The organism is Candidatus Ornithobacterium hominis (assembly GCF_900538215.1).
GTDB classification, from domain to species: Bacteria; Bacteroidota; Bacteroidia; order Flavobacteriales; family Weeksellaceae; genus Ornithobacterium; species Ornithobacterium hominis.
The window spans coordinates 19,029-35,430 of sequence record NZ_UNSD01000003.1; the positions used below are offsets into that span (position 1 = coordinate 19,029).

The window sequence follows — 16,402 nt, forward strand, 5'->3', positions numbered from 1 at the left end:
GGAAGGTATATATTTTGTATACCTTTCTTTTTTTTATGATGAAAAATAAAGATTTATACAGAATTGCAATTAGCATTGGAGATGTCAACGGCATCGGGCTAGAAATTATTTTTAAAGCCTTAGAAAAATTAAAGGGAAATAAAAATTTTATTCCAGTTATTTTTGGCCCATCAAATACAATTAAGCACGTTTTTGAATTATTTGAGTCGAGGCTAAAACTTCATTTTATTCAATCAGAAGAGCAAGCAAAACCAAATTTCATCAATGTTCTTGACAGGAATTATAAAAATATTTACGTCAAATTTGGCGAAAATCGACCAGAAGCAGGGGAATTAGCTTTTTTATCTCTAAAGCATGCAGCTGAAAGCGTAAGGCTAGGTAAATGTGATGCCTTGGTAACTGCGCCCATTAATAAAAATAACATTCAGTCAGAAGAATTTCGATTTCCTGGGCACACCGAGTTTTTAGAAAACATTTGGGCAGGTAAATCACTGATGTTCATGGTGCATCCACAGATTAAAGTTGGTTTGGTAACCAATCATTTACCCGTCAAAGAAATTGCGAAAAACATTACCCAGCAGAGAATAGAGCAAAAAATAGAGCTTATTTTTGCAAGCCTTAAAAAAGATTTTGGAATTGTACAGCCTAAAATTGCCGTTTTAGCTCTAAATCCACATGCTGGAGACAATGGAATTTTGGGAGAAGAAGAGAATAAAATCATTATTCCTGCAATCAAAGAAAAATTAGAAAAAAATCGTATTGTCTTCGGCCCTTTCCCAGCAGATAGCTTTTTCACAGCATCAAACTTGTCAAAATTTGATGCCATATTAGCCATGTACCATGACCAAGGTTTAGCTTCTTTTAAAAGCCTAGCAGGACTAGAAGGCGTTAATTTCACAGCGGGATTAGATTATGTAAGAACCTCTCCAGACCATGGCGTAGCCTATGATATTGCAGGGGAAAACAAAGCAGATGCGAAATCGATGGAGATCGCGATAGAAACAGCCGTTCAGATATTAAACCACAGAAAATCAATTTCTGAGTAAATTGTTGTAGATTTTTTTTTTTAGAAAATAAATAATACTTACTTTTGCGTTTCCGATTGAGTATGGATAAATTTAAAGCATATAATGTTCAGTTTTCTGGTTTGAACGAAGGCGAACATGATTTCAAGTTCCAAATCGATCAATCGTTCTTTGATTTATTTGAATTTAATCAAGATTTTAATCAGCCTTCAATTCAAGTGAAATTGACCTTGGTCAAAAAATCAACATTCATGGAACTTCATTTTTGGCATCAAGGCACAGTTTTATTGGTGTGTGATGTTACCAATGATGACTACACAGAGAATGTAGAGGGAGATATGGATGTAATTGTGAAATTTGGAAATGAGTTTGACGATAGTGATGACGAAGTAATGATTTTGCCTTACGGAGAGCATAGCATCAATATAGCGCAATTAATTTATGAGTCTATTTTATTGAGTATTCCTAATAAAAGGGTGAAACCAAATTTGAGTGAAGAGGAATTAGATTTGCTTGACCAATTTTCTCCATTTGATAAAGAAGAAAATTCAGATAATGATGATAGCGATCCCCGATGGGATGAATTAAAAAAAATATTGAATAAAAATTAGAAAAAATACGGCGATATGGCACATCCTAAGAGACGTCAGTCCACAACGAGAAGAGATAAGAGAAGAACGCACTACAAAGCTGCAGTTCCTCAATTGACAACAGATCCGACTACGGGTGAAATGCACTTAAAGCACCGTGCACACTGGAGTGAAGGAAAACTTTACTATAAAGGTCAAGTTGTTTTAGAAAAAGAAGATACCGAAGAAGAAAACTTCGAAAATTAATACTGATTAGTTTAAATAAAAAAAGTTGTAATCTTTCTTAGATTATAACTTTTTTTTATTTTTAATTTCTCTTAGCGCCTGATTAAATTTTGCTCGCAAGATTTTTAGCAAATTTTTGGTTTTGAATATTTAGTTTAAATTTGAAAATTCGTGTAAAACGAACAAAAATAAAAGGTAAAAAATTGGCTAAAGTTTTTCAGAAATTAAAAGAAGAAAAAAAATAAAACGATTTAAAATAGAGTTTTCGTTAAAAAAAATCAAGAAAGGTGATTAATTTTTTTTAAGCCTTAAAAAAAATATAAAAATGGAACATAAAGAAATTCGTGATTTAATTAACTTGATTGCTGAAACAGGCGTAACCCAAGTTAGAATTAAAACAGATCAAATAGACATCAGAATTGAAAATCAACCTGGCTTTCAGATTCCAGAGATGATAAATTATGCTCCATTTTCGGAGACGCAGAACGCTCTGCCGCAAATTGCTTCAACTCCGCAGGAGACTAAAGCTGCGCCAGCGCTAGAGAAATCTGCAAATGAGGAAGATAATTTCTTGAAAATTACTTCACCTATGATTGGGACTTTTTATCGAAAACCTAGCCCAGATAAAGACGTTTTTGTAAAAGTCGGTGATACAATAAAAGCAGGTGATACGGTCTGCATTATCGAAGCAATGAAGCTTTTCAATGAAATTGAAGCAGAAGTTTCTGGTAAAGTCATAAAAATTTTGGTAGATGACTCTACACCAGTAGAGTACGATCAACCTTTGTTTTTAATCGATCCAAACGCTTAAACAGCTCTGATTATGTTCAATAAAATTCTAATAGCCAATAGAGGCGAGATAGCTATTCGTATTATCCGCACTTGCCGAGAGATGGGCATCAAGACAGTTGTTGTATACTCCAAGGCAGATGAAGATAGTTTAGCCGTGAGATTTGCAGATGAGGCTGTTTGTATTGGGCCAGCGAACTCAAAGTTGTCTTACCTCAACGTTCCCAATATCATCGCAGCCGCAGAAATCACGAATGCCGATGCCATCCACCCAGGTTATGGCTTTCTATCAGAAAATGCTCACTTTGCCCACACGTGCCAGAAACATGGCTTGAAATTTATAGGAGCGACATCTGAGCAAATCATTCGAATGGGAGATAAAGCAACTGCAAAAGCGACAATGATAGAAGCTGGCGTTCCTGTAGTCCCAGGTTCGGAAGGTATTATAGAGTCCGTAGAAGAGGCTAAAAAAATAGCAGATAAAATAGGTTATCCGGTAATGCTAAAAGCTACAGCAGGTGGAGGTGGAAAGGGAATGCGTGCTGTGATGAGGCCAGAAGATTTGGTGAAAGCTTACGAATCTGCTGTTATGGAAGCGGAAGCTGCCTTTGGCAATGGCGGGATGTATATGGAGAAATTAATCTTAGAGCCACGCCATATAGAAATTCAAATTGCGGGTGACCAAACGGGGAGAGCTTGCCATTTATCGGAGAGAGATTGTTCTATTCAGCGACGTCATCAGAAATTGGTGGAAGAAACGCCATCTCCTTTTATGACAGAGGAACTGAGAAAAGAAATGGGCTTAGCAGCAGTAAAAGCAGCGGAATACATTGGGTATGAGGGAGTAGGTACTGTTGAGTTTTTGGTGGACAAAGACCGTAATTTTTACTTTATGGAAATGAATACGCGTATTCAGGTAGAGCATCCGATTACAGAGCAAGTAATAGATTATGACTTGGTAAAAGAACAAATCATGCTAGCCGCAGGAGCTACTATTTCTGGTAAAAATTATTTCCCTAATTTACATAGTATAGAATGCCGAATCAATGCAGAAGACCCCTACAATAACTTCAGACCTTCGCCTGGTAAAATTGAACATCTGAATATACCTGGAGGGCACGGCGTACGAGTAGATACACACATTTATGCAGGTTATGTAATCCCCCCTACTTATGATTCTATGGTGGCAAAATTGATTACGACAGCACAGACTAGAAAAGAAGCTATAGCCAAAATGAGCAGAGCTTTGGATGAATTCTATATCGATGGACTCAAAACCACAGTGCCATTTCATCGTCAGTTGATGGATAATCCTGACTTCATCGCTGGAAATTACACCACTAAATTTATGGAAGATTTTGTGATGGATGAAAAATATGCAGACTCATAGTTTAGATGATAAAAGAAAGAGAGAAAAGCGTTGCTAAACACAGCGCTTTTTTTTTTAAGCCTTAAAAAAAAATATTTGAAATTTAAGCTTACCGATAAACCTCAAAAAAAATTAAAATATTTGTACCCCCCCCCCCCCCAATTCCCGAACCATCTCTCCATTATTTAAAAAAAACATCATTCCCATTTACAACATCAAAATTTTTAATATAAATAATACTAAGAAGATAGGATAAAATTTTCTAAATTTGCACTCCAAAATTTTATAGATGGAAATCAAACAGAATAAGGTAGATGATTTAAATGCAACATTAAAAGTTGTGATTGAAAAAGCGGATTTTACAGACAAAGTAGAAAAGACGTTAAAAGAATATAGAAAAAACGCCAGTATTTCAGGTTTTAGAAAAGGAATGGTGCCAATGACGTTCATCAGAAAACAATATGAGAAACCTTTAATTTACGAGGAGGTAAATAAATTATTACAAACAGAAATTGATAAATATCTATTAGACGAAAAAATAGAGATTTTAGGTCAGCCGATTCCTGTAGAAGACAAAGATTTTGATTGGGAAAAAGACTCATTGGAATTTAATTTTGAAATAGGCTTAGCTCCAGAGTTTGATTTAAATATCAAAGATTTAGAGCTCCCTTACCACAAAATTGAAGTAACTGAAGAAGAAGTAGATAAATACACCGAGAGCTTTAGAAAGCAATTTGGTAAAATGCAAGAAGCTGATGAAGTAAAAAATGGAGCCTATCTGAAAGGTGTGTTCTACGAATTGAATGAAGAAGGGAAAGAAGGAGAGCATTTTCATGCAACCATTGCATTGGGTGATGTGAAAAATACAGATTTATTTTTAGGAAAAAAACTCGATGAGCGTGTAGAAGTAGAAGCTAAAGAACTTTTTGATAACGAAAACCGTTTACAAGAAGTATTTGGTTTAGAAGATGAGGAGTTAAAAGAATTTAACCCTAAATTATCTTTCAAAATAGACCAAATTACAATACATGAAGCAGCTGAAATCAATCAAGAATTATTTGATAAAGTTTACGGTGAGGATGAAGTAAAAACGGAAGAAGAGTTCAGAGCTAAAATCAAAGAAGAGGCAGAAAAAATGTACGAGAGCGAAGCTGACCGAGTGATGCTCACTGCTGGATTGATGGAATTAGTCGAAAAAACCAGTTTTGATTTACCTAAAGAATTTTTAATCAAATGGTTGAAATTTAGCCGAAAAGAACCTATAACTGACAAAGAGGCAGAAGAAATGTACAATAAGTCAGAGAAAGGCATTCGTTTTCAGTTGATAGAAGGTGAAATTGCTAAAGAATTTGAGCTTTCGGTAACGCCTGAAGAAGTCTCAGATAAAGCACTAGAAACTATTAAACAACAGATGAAAGCCTATGGCGCTGGTATGAAATTTGAAGATGAACAGTTGAAGCAGTTTGCGCAATCAGCATTGCAAAACAAAGAAGAATATCAACGCTTAGCTGACCAAATTTTTGCAGAGAAAATGATGAGGATCTTCAAAGAAAAGGCTCAGCTAAAAGAAAAAAAACTTTCTTTTGATGATTTTTTGGAAGAGGTGAAAGCGCAAAATGCGAAAAACCAAACACAAGAAAATTTAAATGATGACGAATCTGAATAAAGAATTTCAGCGATACGCTGCTTTAGACCATAAAGTTGGCGCAGATGCTTTGCAAAGTTATGTGCAAAATGTAACGCCTTATATCATCGAAGAGCGAAAAATGAATGTTGCTCAGATGGACGTTTTTTCCCGTCTGATGATGGATAGAATCATCTTTTTGGGGACAGGAATCGACGACCAAGTGGCTAATATCATTACGGCACAACTTCTGTTTTTAGAGTCGGTAGATGCAAGTAAAGACATTCAAATCTATATCAATAGCCCAGGAGGTTCAGTGTATGCAGGCTTGGGGATTTATGATACGATGCAGATTGTAAAACCAGATGTAGCTACTATTTGCACAGGTATGGCGGCATCAATGGGAGCTGTTCTGCTAGTGGCAGGAAAAGAAGGAAAACGTTCAGCACTGAAGCATTCTCGTGTGATGATTCACCAGCCTTCGGGTGGAGCGCAAGGCGTTGCTTCTGATATGGAAATTAATTTGCGAGAAATGCTAAAACTAAAAGAAGAACTTTATAGCATTATAGCAGAACATTCTGGGCAAAGCTATGAGTGGGTAGAGAAAAGCTCAGACCGCGATTACTGGATGACTTCTTCCGAGGCTAAAGAAAAAGGAATGATAGATGAAGTATTGCTAAGCCCTAGAGACCGAAAATAATTGATATAATATTAAGAGAAATATAGCCGTCTCAAAAATAAAAAATTGAGGCGGTTATTTTTTAGATGAAATTTTTTAAGGCTTAAAAAAAATTGTGATTGATTATTGTAAATTGGTTTTGCAGATAACTTGAGATTATATTTTTCCGCAGAAGATTGAGCGTAGAGCTAGGCAATCTTTTTATTAATTTCATATGAAATATTGTAATTTTGCAAGCCTTTGGAGGATGAATTGAATAAAAAATATGGCAAAACAAGATAAAAACTGTTCATTTTGTGGACAAAATGAGAAAGAAGTAGGATTGCTGATAGCTGGCTTGCACGGGCATATTTGCAATACTTGCATAGAGCAAGCACATGATATATTGAGCAATGAAGGAATCTTCAAGAATATGGATGAACTTATTGATTTCAAATTAAAAAATCCAGCCGCCATCAAAGCCACTTTAGACGATTATGTAATTGGTCAATTTGAAGCCAAAAAAGTACTCTCGGTAGCAGTTTACAACCATTACAAACGGCTCAACCAAGAAATAGCTGATGATGTAGAAATAGAAAAATCAAATGTACTGCTGGTGGGCCAGACGGGGACAGGAAAAACCTTGATGGCAAAAACCATTGCACGCGAACTGCAAGTACCCTTCACCATTGTAGATGCCACGGTGCTTACTCAGGCTGGCTACGTGGGGGAAGATGTAGAAAGCATTTTGTCTCGTCTCTTGCAAGCAGCAGATTATAATGTAGAAAAAGCAGAAAAAGGCATCGTTTTCATTGATGAGATTGATAAAATCGCACGCAAAGGAGACAACCCAAGCATCACCCGAGACGTCTCAGGCGAAGGAGTACAGCAGGCTTTGCTTAAATTATTGGAAGGAACAGTAGTGAACGTGCCACCGCAAGGCGGGCGGAAACACCCCGACCAAAAGTATATTCAGGTAGATACGTCCAATATTTTATTTATAGCAGGAGGTGCTTTTGCTGGGATAGAAAAAGACATTGCTAACCGACTTAATACCAACGCAATTGGATTTAGAAATGAGAACGCAATTCACTACGAAGAAGAAGGCTTGCTGAAATACGTCAATGCACAAGATTTACGCTCGTTTGGTTTGATTCCAGAGCTTTTGGGGCGTTTGCCACTAGTGACACACCTTGAGCCGCTAGACCGCACTGCATTGAAGTCTATTTTGGTAGAACCTAAAAATGCCTTAATAAAGCAGTATAAGAAATTATTTGAGATGGATGGTATAGAATTACATGTGGAAGAAGAAGCATTAGATTTCTTGGTAGAAAAAACGATGGAATTAGACTTAGGTGCAAGAGGTTTGCGTGCCTTGTGCGAAAAAGTATTTACCGACTACATGTTTGAAGTAGATACTTTACCGCATGAATTTCACTTAACACGCGAAGCTTTGAGCTCCAAGATTTAAAAAAATAAATTGATATTTTTTAAGGCTTAAAAAAAACAGAGACTGCCTGAAGATTAAATTAGAAAACCTCAAATGGAATAAAAATCAATGAAAAATTAAAATCCTAATTGTAAGGTATTTATGCTGTTTTATTTTCATGATTTTATGCCTTTTAACTATTGGCTTAGCTAATAAAGCCAAAAAAAACAGCTGAAAAAAATAACATTATAAAGCTTGTTTTTCTAATATAATTATTAAATTTGTAGCGATTAATAAAAAATCATATGAAAAAAAATCTATTTTTAATAGCAGCCTTTTCTGGTTTTGTATTCTCACAAGCGCAGGTGGCTACAGCTTTTGTGAAAGGAGATACAAATGTAAAGGTAAAACAAAATACCTTGTTTTATGTAGGCGGTGATGTAAAAGTGGGGAGTTATACCGATAACAGTAACAGTAAAGTCTCTAATGAGGGGAATATCCGTGTAACGGGCAACTTCACAAATGAGAATATAGATTCTAACGGGAGAAACGGTAAGAACTTTGTCAACGAATATGTGAAAGGAAACCACTACGGGCAGTTGATTATTGATGGACAGGTTTCTGGTGAAATTGAAGGAGATTTGGAGTTGACTAACAATATTGCTTATCACCCGATATCTTTGCCGTTTAGTAATTATACTTACGAAGACATGGTTCGTGATGCTTTTGCTGGAAAAACCGTACAATATCATGGGTACAATCCAAAATCGAATAAAAAATATGACCCTAATCGTTACAAAAATCCTGTTTTTGTATGGAATAATAAAACATTTACTTTAGATCATGTTGTTAATTCTACACGATTGACTCCTGGTAATTATTACGCAGTAAATACCATGGAAAGTACATGGGGGGCTATAAGAGGTCAAAAAACTCAATACTTCGGTGAGCCACAAGCTGCTGATGTTTCTATTACATTAACTGGATATGAAGTTCCAAATAAATTAGATTTAAATGCTTGGGGAGAAGCTTATGGTTCTTACATTTCTGATTTTACGAAAGAGGTTCCTAATGGGTGGAACACCAATATCTCTGGTGGAAATGATTTAGATGGAGGAACTTTTGGTGACAATATTTTTTGGTTAGGTAATCCGTTTACTTCAAATGTTGATTTAGGAGAAATTTCTAATCTATTGGGAGGGAAAGTAACTGCTATCTACCAAGGTCAATCTAATAAATATACAAGAAAAGACGGAAATGGAGAGGCAGTTCATGGAAAGGTTAACGCATCATTAATTTATACAAAAAATGGAACTGGAGACGCAAGCGCCTTAAAGCTCCGCCCTTACCATACTCTTGGTATCAAAGCAGAGGATTTGAGTAAAGGTGAAACACAAAATTTTGTATTTAAGCAAGCAATGAAAACTTTTAACATTGGCTCGGATACACCAAATACAGTTTTGAGAAGAGGAAATAGTGCTTCAGTAGTTTACCAAGCAGGAATGGATATTTATGATGCCCAAGGGAACGATACCAATAGCCGTTTCTATGTAGTGGCAGGAGATATTTATGAAGCCGAAGCCAAAGGCGAAGGAATTGAAATTTACAACACAAACTTCAATGATGCTGCTTTAGGCGCTTATACTTTACAAGAAAAAGAAGATGGTAGTGTAGCAGAGAATTTAGTTGAAAATAAAGTTTATATCAACGGAGTTAATTTTAAATATGCAGGCAAGCCAATTCAAGTAGTGTTCAATGCCCCAGAAGCTGGGAATTTTACATTCAAAACTCGTCTAAACGAAACGCTGGAGAATTCAAAATACAACTTCTATTTTGAAGATAAAAAAGAAGGTGTAGTGAAGAAGGTAACGCCAGACTTCGAATATTCATTCACTGCAAATGGAAAAGAGACCGACCGATTTGTGATGTATTGGATGCAAACACCCTCTCAGTTAGCTCCAAAAGAAATTGAAGAGGTAAGAACTCCACAAACGATTGTTTTCAAAGATTTTGATACACACAAAGTTCGTTTTGATAGTGATTGGAAGTCAGCAGACGTCTATGTATACAGCATCAACGGACAATTATTATACGCGGATAAAAAAGTGAGTACACAAAACGATTACACCCTGAGGTTAGGAAACTCAACTGGCGTTTATGTAGTAAAAGCTGTAGCAGATAATGGTGAAGAAGTAACCAAAAAGATTATTAAATAATAAAAAATCTAATAAATAAAAAAATATTATGAAAAAAATAAGCTTAGCATTGCTATTCATTCCTTTTTTAACCATTGCACAATTACCAACTCCAGGAAACCCACCAGCAGTTCCTGTAGATCAATATGAAGTAGCATTAATCATTGCAGCTATTGTTCTAACTTTAGTCGTTGGTTTTGTAGCTTCTAAGAAATTTAAAAAAGCTTAAAGAAGTTTTTAGTAAATATTTTATAGAAAAAGCACCACGGTTTGGTGCTTTTTTTGTTATTTTGAATTTTTATTATTTTGAATTTATGAAAAATATACTTATTGCCATAGCTTCACTGTTGGTCTATTCTGTTTCTGCTCAGTTCAACATCCAAGGTCAGATACAGAATTATGAGAATCAGTCGATGAAAATTAAAACTTATCAAGATGGGATTTTAACCTATCTAGACCGTATAAATACCGATAAAAAAGGAAATTTCAGCTATCACATAAAAGAAAACTATACGGGGCTAGTGGTTTTAGAATTATTAGATAAAAATTATCAGTTGGTCGCTAATAATGCAAATATCTATTTTGAGACCAATTACAAAGACGCAAAAAATCAGCTAAACTTTCGAGATGCAGCCAATCTTAGCTATCAAAAATATTTGGATGTAGAAGACAAAAAAGAATTAGCCAGAAATAATTTAAAGCCTTTAAAAAATTATTATCTAGAAAACACAGAATTTTCTAAGGCTTTAGAAAAAGAAATAAAGCGTATTCAGAATTTAGAATACCCAGCCGATCTCCCAGAAGATTTAAATTACTTTATTGAAACCAAAAATTACCTGAGCACAGTTGGCTTGGCTCAGAAATTGCCTAGCGAATGGCTATCAGAAATCAATCTGCATTTGCAAAACGATGGACAAGAGTTAGAGAATTTTGGTTTTTTGCCTCAGTTTGTGGTTTCCTACATTTCGTTATCGATGGCGGGAGCGCAGAGTAAGGCTGATGCTGATGAAAAAATTAAAACAAATTTAAATTCGCTTGTTGATGCAATAGGGGCAGATACTTCGCGGGGACAGAGTATTTTGGCAATTGCCATTCCGCTATTGCGTGGCAATGGATTTGATTTGGTAGCGGATGATTTAAATCAAAAAGCAGAAAGCTTGACTTGCCAGTTAAATTCAGCTTTGGCAAATGCAATAAAAGCACCAATAAAAGTAGGTGAAAAAGCGCCAAATATTGTCTTCTCGGAAAAGAAAAGAGGAAAAAAATCTTTATATGAAATCAAAGCGAAAAAGAAAATGGTAATTTTTTGGGGTTCGTGGTGTCCACACTGCCGAAATGAAATTCCATTCATCAAAGATTTTTATGAAAACTTTAAAAAACAAGGAGGAGAAATTGTCTCTTTTGCGTTAGATTCAGCTAAAGAAGATTATTTACCTTTAGTTCAGGGAGCAGACTTTATTACCGATAGTGATTTGCTTAAGTGGGATAGCCCAGTGGCAAGAGATTATGGCGTAAATGCGACGCCAACAATCTTTTTGCTTGATGAAAATAACCAAGTTGTAAAAATAGGAACACGCGTTTCTGAATTTGTTCAATTTTAATAGAAGTTTAAGTTTTTAATATTTTAAAGTTTAAATTATATTAATTTCATATTTTTATATTAATTTTAAGTTTTAAATTTATTTTGTGATGGAAGGAATTAAAAATGAAAGCGGAGCGGAAGAAATTTATTCTAAAGCTTTGCGCGCAGGTAGGAGAACCTATTTTTTTGATGTAAGGGAAACACGTGCAGGTGATTACTATTTAACGATAACTGAAAGTAAGAAAAATACGAACGATGATGGGTCGTATTATTTCAAAAAGCATAAAATCTACTTGTATAAAGAAGATTTTGAAGGCTTTAGAGAACATTTAGATAAAATCACCGATTTTATTTTGAATGAAAAAGGTGAAGAAGTCATTTCAGAAAAACACCAATCTAGCTATGATGAAAATAGCGATGAGAGAGGAAATAACTCTTCTGTCGATAAATTTACAGATATTACATTTGATGATATTTAGAAGCTGATTGATAATTCATCAAAGGCTAAAAAAACATTTTCTGGTAATTCTCGTTGTACATCCTCATGAAATCCCATCATGTGGCTTATATGAGTTAGATAGGTTTTTTTAGCCTTAATTTTTTGGCTCAAGATCAGTGATTCGGCTAAAGTCATGTGAGCATGATGTGTTGGCTCTTTTCTCAATGAGCTGATAATCAGTATTTCTAAATCTTCTAGTTTTTTATATTCTTTCGCTGGCAGGTGGCTAACGTCAGTCAAGTACGCGATGCTTCCTATGCGGTAACCTAGAATGGGTAGCTTACCATGCATAACTTCTATGGGAGTAATTTCAATGCCATCAGCAATGAATGCTTCTAGCCCAATTTCGATAGGTTCAAAAGCTGGCAAACCAGGGTATTTGATGTCACCAAAGGCGTAATTAAACCGAGATTTAAGTTGCCTCATCACCCGAGGTAATGCATAGATTGGCATATCTTTATTTTGCTTGAAGTTAATGGGGCGAACGTCATCTAAACCGATGATATGGTCATTATGCTCGTGGGTGATTAAAATGAAATCGACATCGGTTAATTGACTTCGTAACATCTGTTGCCGAAAATCGGGCCCGCAGTCAATTAATATTTTTTTTTGCTTGTAATGAATAAAAATAGAACTCCTTAATCTTTTGTCTTTGGCATTAGTAGATAAGCATACTGGGTGTGTACAACCAATGGGTGGAACGCCTTGTGAAGTTCCTGTGCCTAAAAAAATGATTTTATTATTGATGTCCCGCATAATATTTGATAAATTTACCTTAAATAAAACATAGCTGCAAATTTCTTATTTATGGAAAGAGTATTAACCCCTAAACAGAAAGCTTTAGAAATTAACTTAGACCGAAGTATTTATGGCTCTTTTGCTGAAATTGGTGCTGGGCAAGAAACCGTTCGTTTTTTTTATCGGGCAGGAGGAGCCAGTGGGACTTTAGCCAAAGCCATGTCAGCCTATGACAAAGACTTTAGTGACTCCATTTATGGGCGAGAGAATGATGGTCGCTACGTGACTGAAGAACGTTTAAAACGAATGCTTGGCCATGAATTCCGTTTGATAGAAGAACGCCTAGATGCAGAACAGCACAAGGGGCAGCGTTTCTTTGCTTATGCCAATACCGTTACTACAATAGATTATGCTAAAAAATATAAAGGCCACGGATGGGTCGGAATCAAATTTCAAATAGAACCAGGAGAGGCGTGCAGTGAAATTATTTTGCACGTTCGATTCAAAGAAAATACAGCACATTTGCAGCAAGAGACCCTAGGTATTTTGGGAATTAACTTGATTTATGGAGCCTATTATTATTATGATAATCCACGTAAACTGCTGGATTCTCTCTATGATATGATGGATTTAGATCAAATTGAAATCGATATGATTAATTTCTCAGGTTCAAGATTTAAATATGTAGATAATCGATTGATGAGTTTACATTTATTAAGAAATGGAATGACGCAAGCCGTGATGTTTGGTCCAGATGGAATGAATATTTTACCAGCTTCTATTTTTTACAAAAAACACATTTTTGCATTGAGAGGAAGCTTCAGACCTGTGACCAATGTAAATATTGATATGCTCAACCAAGGTTTGAAAATGTTTAAAAATCAATATAATGAAATTACAGCGGAAAACTTAGAAGTTTTGTTTGAAATTACACTGAGCAACTTGAGTCAAGAAGGTGAAATCGATGAGCGTGATTTCTTAAACCGTGCTGATATTCTCTGCCGATTAGGTTATAATGTATTGATTTCTAACTTTTCAGAATATTATAAATTGGTAGAATACTTTGCTAATTTCACCAAAGAAAGAACTCAAATTGGCATTTCAATGGGAGTGAACAATCTAATTGCGGTGTTTAATGAGAAATATTACACAGACTTAAGTGGCGGAATTATGGAAGCCTTTGGGAAATTATTCAAGCGAAATGTCAATATTTATCTCTACCCATACATTAGTAGAGAAACAGGAGAGCTACTCAACAGTAATAACCTGAAGGTAAATGATAACTTGAAAGATCTCTACAAATATTTCAAAAAAAATGGTAGAATCATAGATGTAGAAGATTTTAATCAAAGTTATCTCAAAATTTATTCTAAAGAAATACTGAAGCAAATCCCTAAATGCAAAGAGGGCTGGGAAGATAGTCTGCCAGGTGATATTGCGGATTTCATCAAAACCAAGGGGCTTTTTGGCTATGATTCAGATAAATGTAAGTATATCTCAGCAGAATAAATGAGATGAAATGAAAATTTTTAAAGGCTTAGAAAAAATTAATCTAAGCCTTTAAAATAATGCGTATTATTTTCAATTTGCATCTGATAAAGTTTTTGGTACTCCCCATTTAGCTCGAGCAGCTCTTGGTGCGTCCCTTCTTCTTTAATTCTCCCATTTTCTAAGTAGATAATGCGGTCAGCATTTTTAGCAGAAGACACACGGTGAGTAATGATGAGCGTAGTTTTATCTTCTGTCTCGGAATTGATGTTCTGCAAAATGTTTTCCTCAGTTTCAGTATCTACGGCAGACAAACTATCATCAAAGATTAAAATTTTAGGTTGCTTGATTAAAGCGCGTGCAATAGAAATTCTCTGTTTTTGCCCACCCGATAAGGTAACGCCACGTTCACCAACTTTAGTTTCATAACCTTGAGAGAAATTCACAATATTCTCATGCACATCAGCTTTTTTAGCATATTCTTTTGCTTTGCTGAGGTCTTTCTCATCCAAAGCAAAAAGTAAATTTTCAGCCAAAGTGTCAGAGAATAAAAAGGCTTCTTGCGGCACAAACCCAATCTGCTGGCGTAGAGAAGCTAAATTTAAATCTTTTACATCTTGGTCATCAAGCAAAACTTGACCTTCATCAGGGTCAAATAATCGAACGATGAGTTGTGCCAAAGTTGTCTTTCCTGAACCAGTTTTGCCCAAAATAGCTAAAGTTTTACCAGGCGTTAAAGTAAAACTTAAGTGATTGATGGCCAAAATTCCTGTATTTTTATGCGTATAAGAAACATCCCTAAATTCAATTTTACCCATTAGTTGAAAGGCTTTAGAATTAGTATTGAAAACAGCAGGTTTGGTATTGAGAAACTCATTGATGCGTAGCATAGATGCCTCTGCTCGTTGAATGACCATCGAAACCCAACCTAATGATGTAAATGGCCATATAAGCATATTTAGGTACATGAAAAATTGAGCTAAAGTTCCTATTTCGCTAATTTCACCCCTGATGTAGCGTATCCCGCCCATGTATAGAATTAAAATTTGACTCAGCCCAATCACAATAATTATTAGCGGAGTGAAGAAAGCCTCAATATTAGCTAGCTCAATAGATTTTTTCTTGTAAGTTTTTGCTTTTATATTATAATTTCTTTTAACTGTATTGGATTGGTTATAGGATTTAACCACACGAATACCAGAAAAAATATCTTGTACAAAGGCAGAAATATTTGATTGCTCAGCTTGCACGATTTGACTTTTTTTATTGATGTGACTACTCAGCAAATAGACCAACCCCGATAAAAATGGTAAAGAGATGAGCGTATAAATGGTCATGACCTGATCTACACGAAGCATCTCAACGATTAAAATAATCGTTAAACAAACAAGATTGATGGGGTACATAATACCTGGGCCTAAATATTGCCGAACGTAGCCAACGTCTTCACTGATTCGATTCATTAAATCACCGATGCGGTGGGATTTATAAAAATTTAAATCTAAAAACTGATAATGTTGATAAATGGTGTTTTTCAAGTCGAATTCAATGTAGCGAGAAGTAACAATCAATGTTTGGCGCATTAAAAATTGTAAAAATCCAGCAATGATGGGCAGTCCTATAATGATGGCTCCATATTTTAACAGCTGCTGAATATGTTTGGAATCTTTGTCTCTTGCTTGAATGATTTCTTCTATAAAGTTGACCGCATCACCAACAAAACGAACCGTGTAAACCGATAAAAAATTTAGCACGATGATGATGAGAACACCCACCAAAAGACGCCATTTGTATTTAGCAAGATGTTTATTTAATGTCCATAGCTCTTTCATCTGATATTAGATTAATCAATAATTTCAGAAGCTTTTGCATAAGTTTCAGCAAATTCACGAATCAACTTAGCCGTATTTTTGTCGCTTGTGGCATTCTCATAAGAATTAGACATCGAAATAAAAACTTGATGAAAAAAAATCTTCATATCATCTACAGGCATATCTTTTGTCCACAAATCAATTCTCAAAGCTTCTTTTTTAGTCTCATCCCAAAAGGAAAGCATTACCGCTTTGGTAGGCTGATGGTTGATGCCGCCATCTGGGGCAGACCACTCCAGACGGTCAGGTACATGATTTTCATCTAAACTAATTTCTACAGAAATATTAGATTTCTTTTCTTGATTTTCTGATTTTTTCAT

Annotated in this window: 16 protein-coding genes; 13 read left to right on the forward strand and 3 right to left on the reverse strand. The window is 35.3% G+C overall.

Translation table 11 applies throughout. The features are described from left to right. Positions 1-35 precede the first annotated feature (35 nt). From pdxA to D5J18_RS03525, 12 genes are all read left to right on the forward strand, one after another. Complete coding sequence (pdxA, locus tag D5J18_RS03470) at positions 36-1,046, forward strand: 4-hydroxythreonine-4-phosphate dehydrogenase PdxA (RefSeq protein WP_119057639.1); 1,011 nt, start codon at positions 36-38, stop codon at positions 1,044-1,046. Positions 1,047-1,108: 62 nt separating this feature from the next. Further along, complete coding sequence (locus tag D5J18_RS03475; protein ID WP_119057640.1) at positions 1,109-1,636, forward strand: YceD family protein; 528 nt, start codon at positions 1,109-1,111, stop codon at positions 1,634-1,636. 15 nt (positions 1,637-1,651) lie between these two features. Then, complete coding sequence (gene rpmF, locus D5J18_RS03480; RefSeq protein ID WP_119057641.1) at positions 1,652-1,861, forward strand: 50S ribosomal protein L32; 210 nt, start codon at positions 1,652-1,654, stop codon at positions 1,859-1,861. Positions 1,862-2,165: 304 nt separating this feature from the next. Further along, complete coding sequence (gene accB / locus D5J18_RS03485) at positions 2,166-2,651, forward strand: acetyl-CoA carboxylase biotin carboxyl carrier protein (RefSeq protein WP_119057642.1); 486 nt, start codon at positions 2,166-2,168, stop codon at positions 2,649-2,651. A gap of 12 nt (positions 2,652-2,663) precedes the next feature. Further along, positions 2,664-4,019 carry an acetyl-CoA carboxylase biotin carboxylase subunit gene (gene accC, locus D5J18_RS03490; RefSeq protein WP_119057643.1) on the forward strand — a complete coding sequence of 452 codons (1,356 nt, stop codon included), beginning with the start codon at positions 2,664-2,666 and terminating at the stop codon, positions 4,017-4,019. Between the two features lie 268 nt (positions 4,020-4,287). Beyond that, on the forward strand, positions 4,288-5,664 hold the full coding sequence (gene tig / locus D5J18_RS03495) for a trigger factor (protein ID WP_119057644.1): 1,377 nt from the start codon (positions 4,288-4,290) through the stop codon (positions 5,662-5,664). Next, positions 5,648-6,322 carry an ATP-dependent Clp protease proteolytic subunit gene (locus tag D5J18_RS03500; RefSeq protein WP_119057645.1) on the forward strand — a complete coding sequence of 225 codons (675 nt, stop codon included), beginning with the start codon at positions 5,648-5,650 and terminating at the stop codon, positions 6,320-6,322. The genes tig and D5J18_RS03500 overlap by 17 nt, the downstream gene beginning before the upstream one ends. Positions 6,323-6,566: 244 nt before the next feature. Next, entirely contained in the window at positions 6,567-7,751 is a 1,185-nt protein-coding gene (clpX, locus tag D5J18_RS03505) for an ATP-dependent Clp protease ATP-binding subunit ClpX (protein ID WP_119057646.1), read from the forward strand. Between the two features lie 263 nt (positions 7,752-8,014). Beyond that, positions 8,015-9,925 (forward strand): DUF8694 domain-containing protein, encoded by a 1,911-nt coding sequence (locus D5J18_RS03510; protein WP_119057647.1) that lies wholly within the window; start codon positions 8,015-8,017, stop codon positions 9,923-9,925. 28 nt (positions 9,926-9,953) lie between these two features. Then, on the forward strand, positions 9,954-10,133 hold the full coding sequence (locus tag D5J18_RS03515; RefSeq protein ID WP_119057648.1) for a hypothetical protein: 180 nt from the start codon (positions 9,954-9,956) through the stop codon (positions 10,131-10,133). A gap of 85 nt (positions 10,134-10,218) precedes the next feature. Next, positions 10,219-11,505: a TlpA family protein disulfide reductase gene (locus D5J18_RS03520; protein ID WP_119057649.1), complete on the forward strand. Its 1,287-nt coding sequence runs from the start codon at positions 10,219-10,221 to the stop codon at positions 11,503-11,505. Between the two features lie 88 nt (positions 11,506-11,593). Then, the gene (locus D5J18_RS03525; protein WP_119057650.1) at positions 11,594-11,965 is read left to right on the forward strand and encodes a PUR family DNA/RNA-binding protein; all 372 of its coding nucleotides are present in this window, start codon (positions 11,594-11,596) and stop codon (positions 11,963-11,965) included. Here D5J18_RS03525 and D5J18_RS03530 read toward each other — a convergent pair. Continuing rightward, positions 11,962-12,741: an MBL fold metallo-hydrolase gene (locus D5J18_RS03530; RefSeq protein ID WP_119057651.1), complete on the reverse strand. Its 780-nt coding sequence runs from the start codon at positions 12,739-12,741 to the stop codon at positions 11,962-11,964. The two genes, D5J18_RS03525 and D5J18_RS03530, sit on opposite strands and share 4 nt — an antisense overlap. Positions 12,742-12,792: 51 nt before the next feature. Between D5J18_RS03530 and D5J18_RS03535 the strand changes: the two genes are divergently transcribed. Continuing rightward, a complete protein-coding gene (locus tag D5J18_RS03535) occupies positions 12,793-14,232 on the forward strand; it encodes a TonB-dependent receptor (RefSeq protein WP_119057652.1) in 1,440 nt (479 codons plus the stop codon). A gap of 38 nt (positions 14,233-14,270) precedes the next feature. Here the strand turns inward: D5J18_RS03535 and D5J18_RS03540 are convergent, their stop codons facing one another. Further along, positions 14,271-16,043: an ABC transporter ATP-binding protein gene (locus D5J18_RS03540; RefSeq protein WP_119057653.1), complete on the reverse strand. Its 1,773-nt coding sequence runs from the start codon at positions 16,041-16,043 to the stop codon at positions 14,271-14,273. Between the two features lie 11 nt (positions 16,044-16,054). Further along, on the reverse strand, positions 16,055-16,402 hold the full coding sequence (gene gldC / locus D5J18_RS03545) for a gliding motility protein GldC (protein WP_119057697.1): 348 nt from the start codon (positions 16,400-16,402) through the stop codon (positions 16,055-16,057).

Bases quoted from the DNA above. Each gene is read 5' to 3' on its own strand.
- pdxA (WP_119057639.1), top strand. From the start codon at position 36: ATGATGAAAAATAAAGATTTATACAGAATTGCAATTAGCATTGGAGAT.
- D5J18_RS03475 (WP_119057640.1), top strand. From the start codon at position 1,109: ATGGATAAATTTAAAGCATATAATGTTCAGTTTTCTGGTTTGAACGAA.
- rpmF (WP_119057641.1), top strand. From the start codon at position 1,652: ATGGCACATCCTAAGAGACGTCAGTCCACAACGAGAAGAGATAAGAGA.
- accB (WP_119057642.1), top strand. From the start codon at position 2,166: ATGGAACATAAAGAAATTCGTGATTTAATTAACTTGATTGCTGAAACA.
- accC (WP_119057643.1), top strand. From the start codon at position 2,664: ATGTTCAATAAAATTCTAATAGCCAATAGAGGCGAGATAGCTATTCGT.
- tig (WP_119057644.1), top strand. From the start codon at position 4,288: ATGGAAATCAAACAGAATAAGGTAGATGATTTAAATGCAACATTAAAA.
- D5J18_RS03500 (WP_119057645.1), top strand. From the start codon at position 5,648: ATGACGAATCTGAATAAAGAATTTCAGCGATACGCTGCTTTAGACCAT.
- clpX (WP_119057646.1), top strand. From the start codon at position 6,567: ATGGCAAAACAAGATAAAAACTGTTCATTTTGTGGACAAAATGAGAAA.
- D5J18_RS03510 (WP_119057647.1), top strand. From the start codon at position 8,015: ATGAAAAAAAATCTATTTTTAATAGCAGCCTTTTCTGGTTTTGTATTC.
- D5J18_RS03515 (WP_119057648.1), top strand. From the start codon at position 9,954: ATGAAAAAAATAAGCTTAGCATTGCTATTCATTCCTTTTTTAACCATT.
- D5J18_RS03520 (WP_119057649.1), top strand. From the start codon at position 10,219: ATGAAAAATATACTTATTGCCATAGCTTCACTGTTGGTCTATTCTGTT.
- D5J18_RS03525 (WP_119057650.1), top strand. From the start codon at position 11,594: ATGGAAGGAATTAAAAATGAAAGCGGAGCGGAAGAAATTTATTCTAAA.
- D5J18_RS03530 (WP_119057651.1), bottom strand. From the start codon at position 12,741: ATGCGGGACATCAATAATAAAATCATTTTTTTAGGCACAGGAACTTCA.
- D5J18_RS03535 (WP_119057652.1), top strand. From the start codon at position 12,793: ATGGAAAGAGTATTAACCCCTAAACAGAAAGCTTTAGAAATTAACTTA.
- D5J18_RS03540 (WP_119057653.1), bottom strand. From the start codon at position 16,043: ATGAAAGAGCTATGGACATTAAATAAACATCTTGCTAAATACAAATGG.
- gldC (WP_119057697.1), bottom strand. From the start codon at position 16,402: ATGAAAAAATCAGAAAATCAAGAAAAGAAATCTAATATTTCTGTAGAA.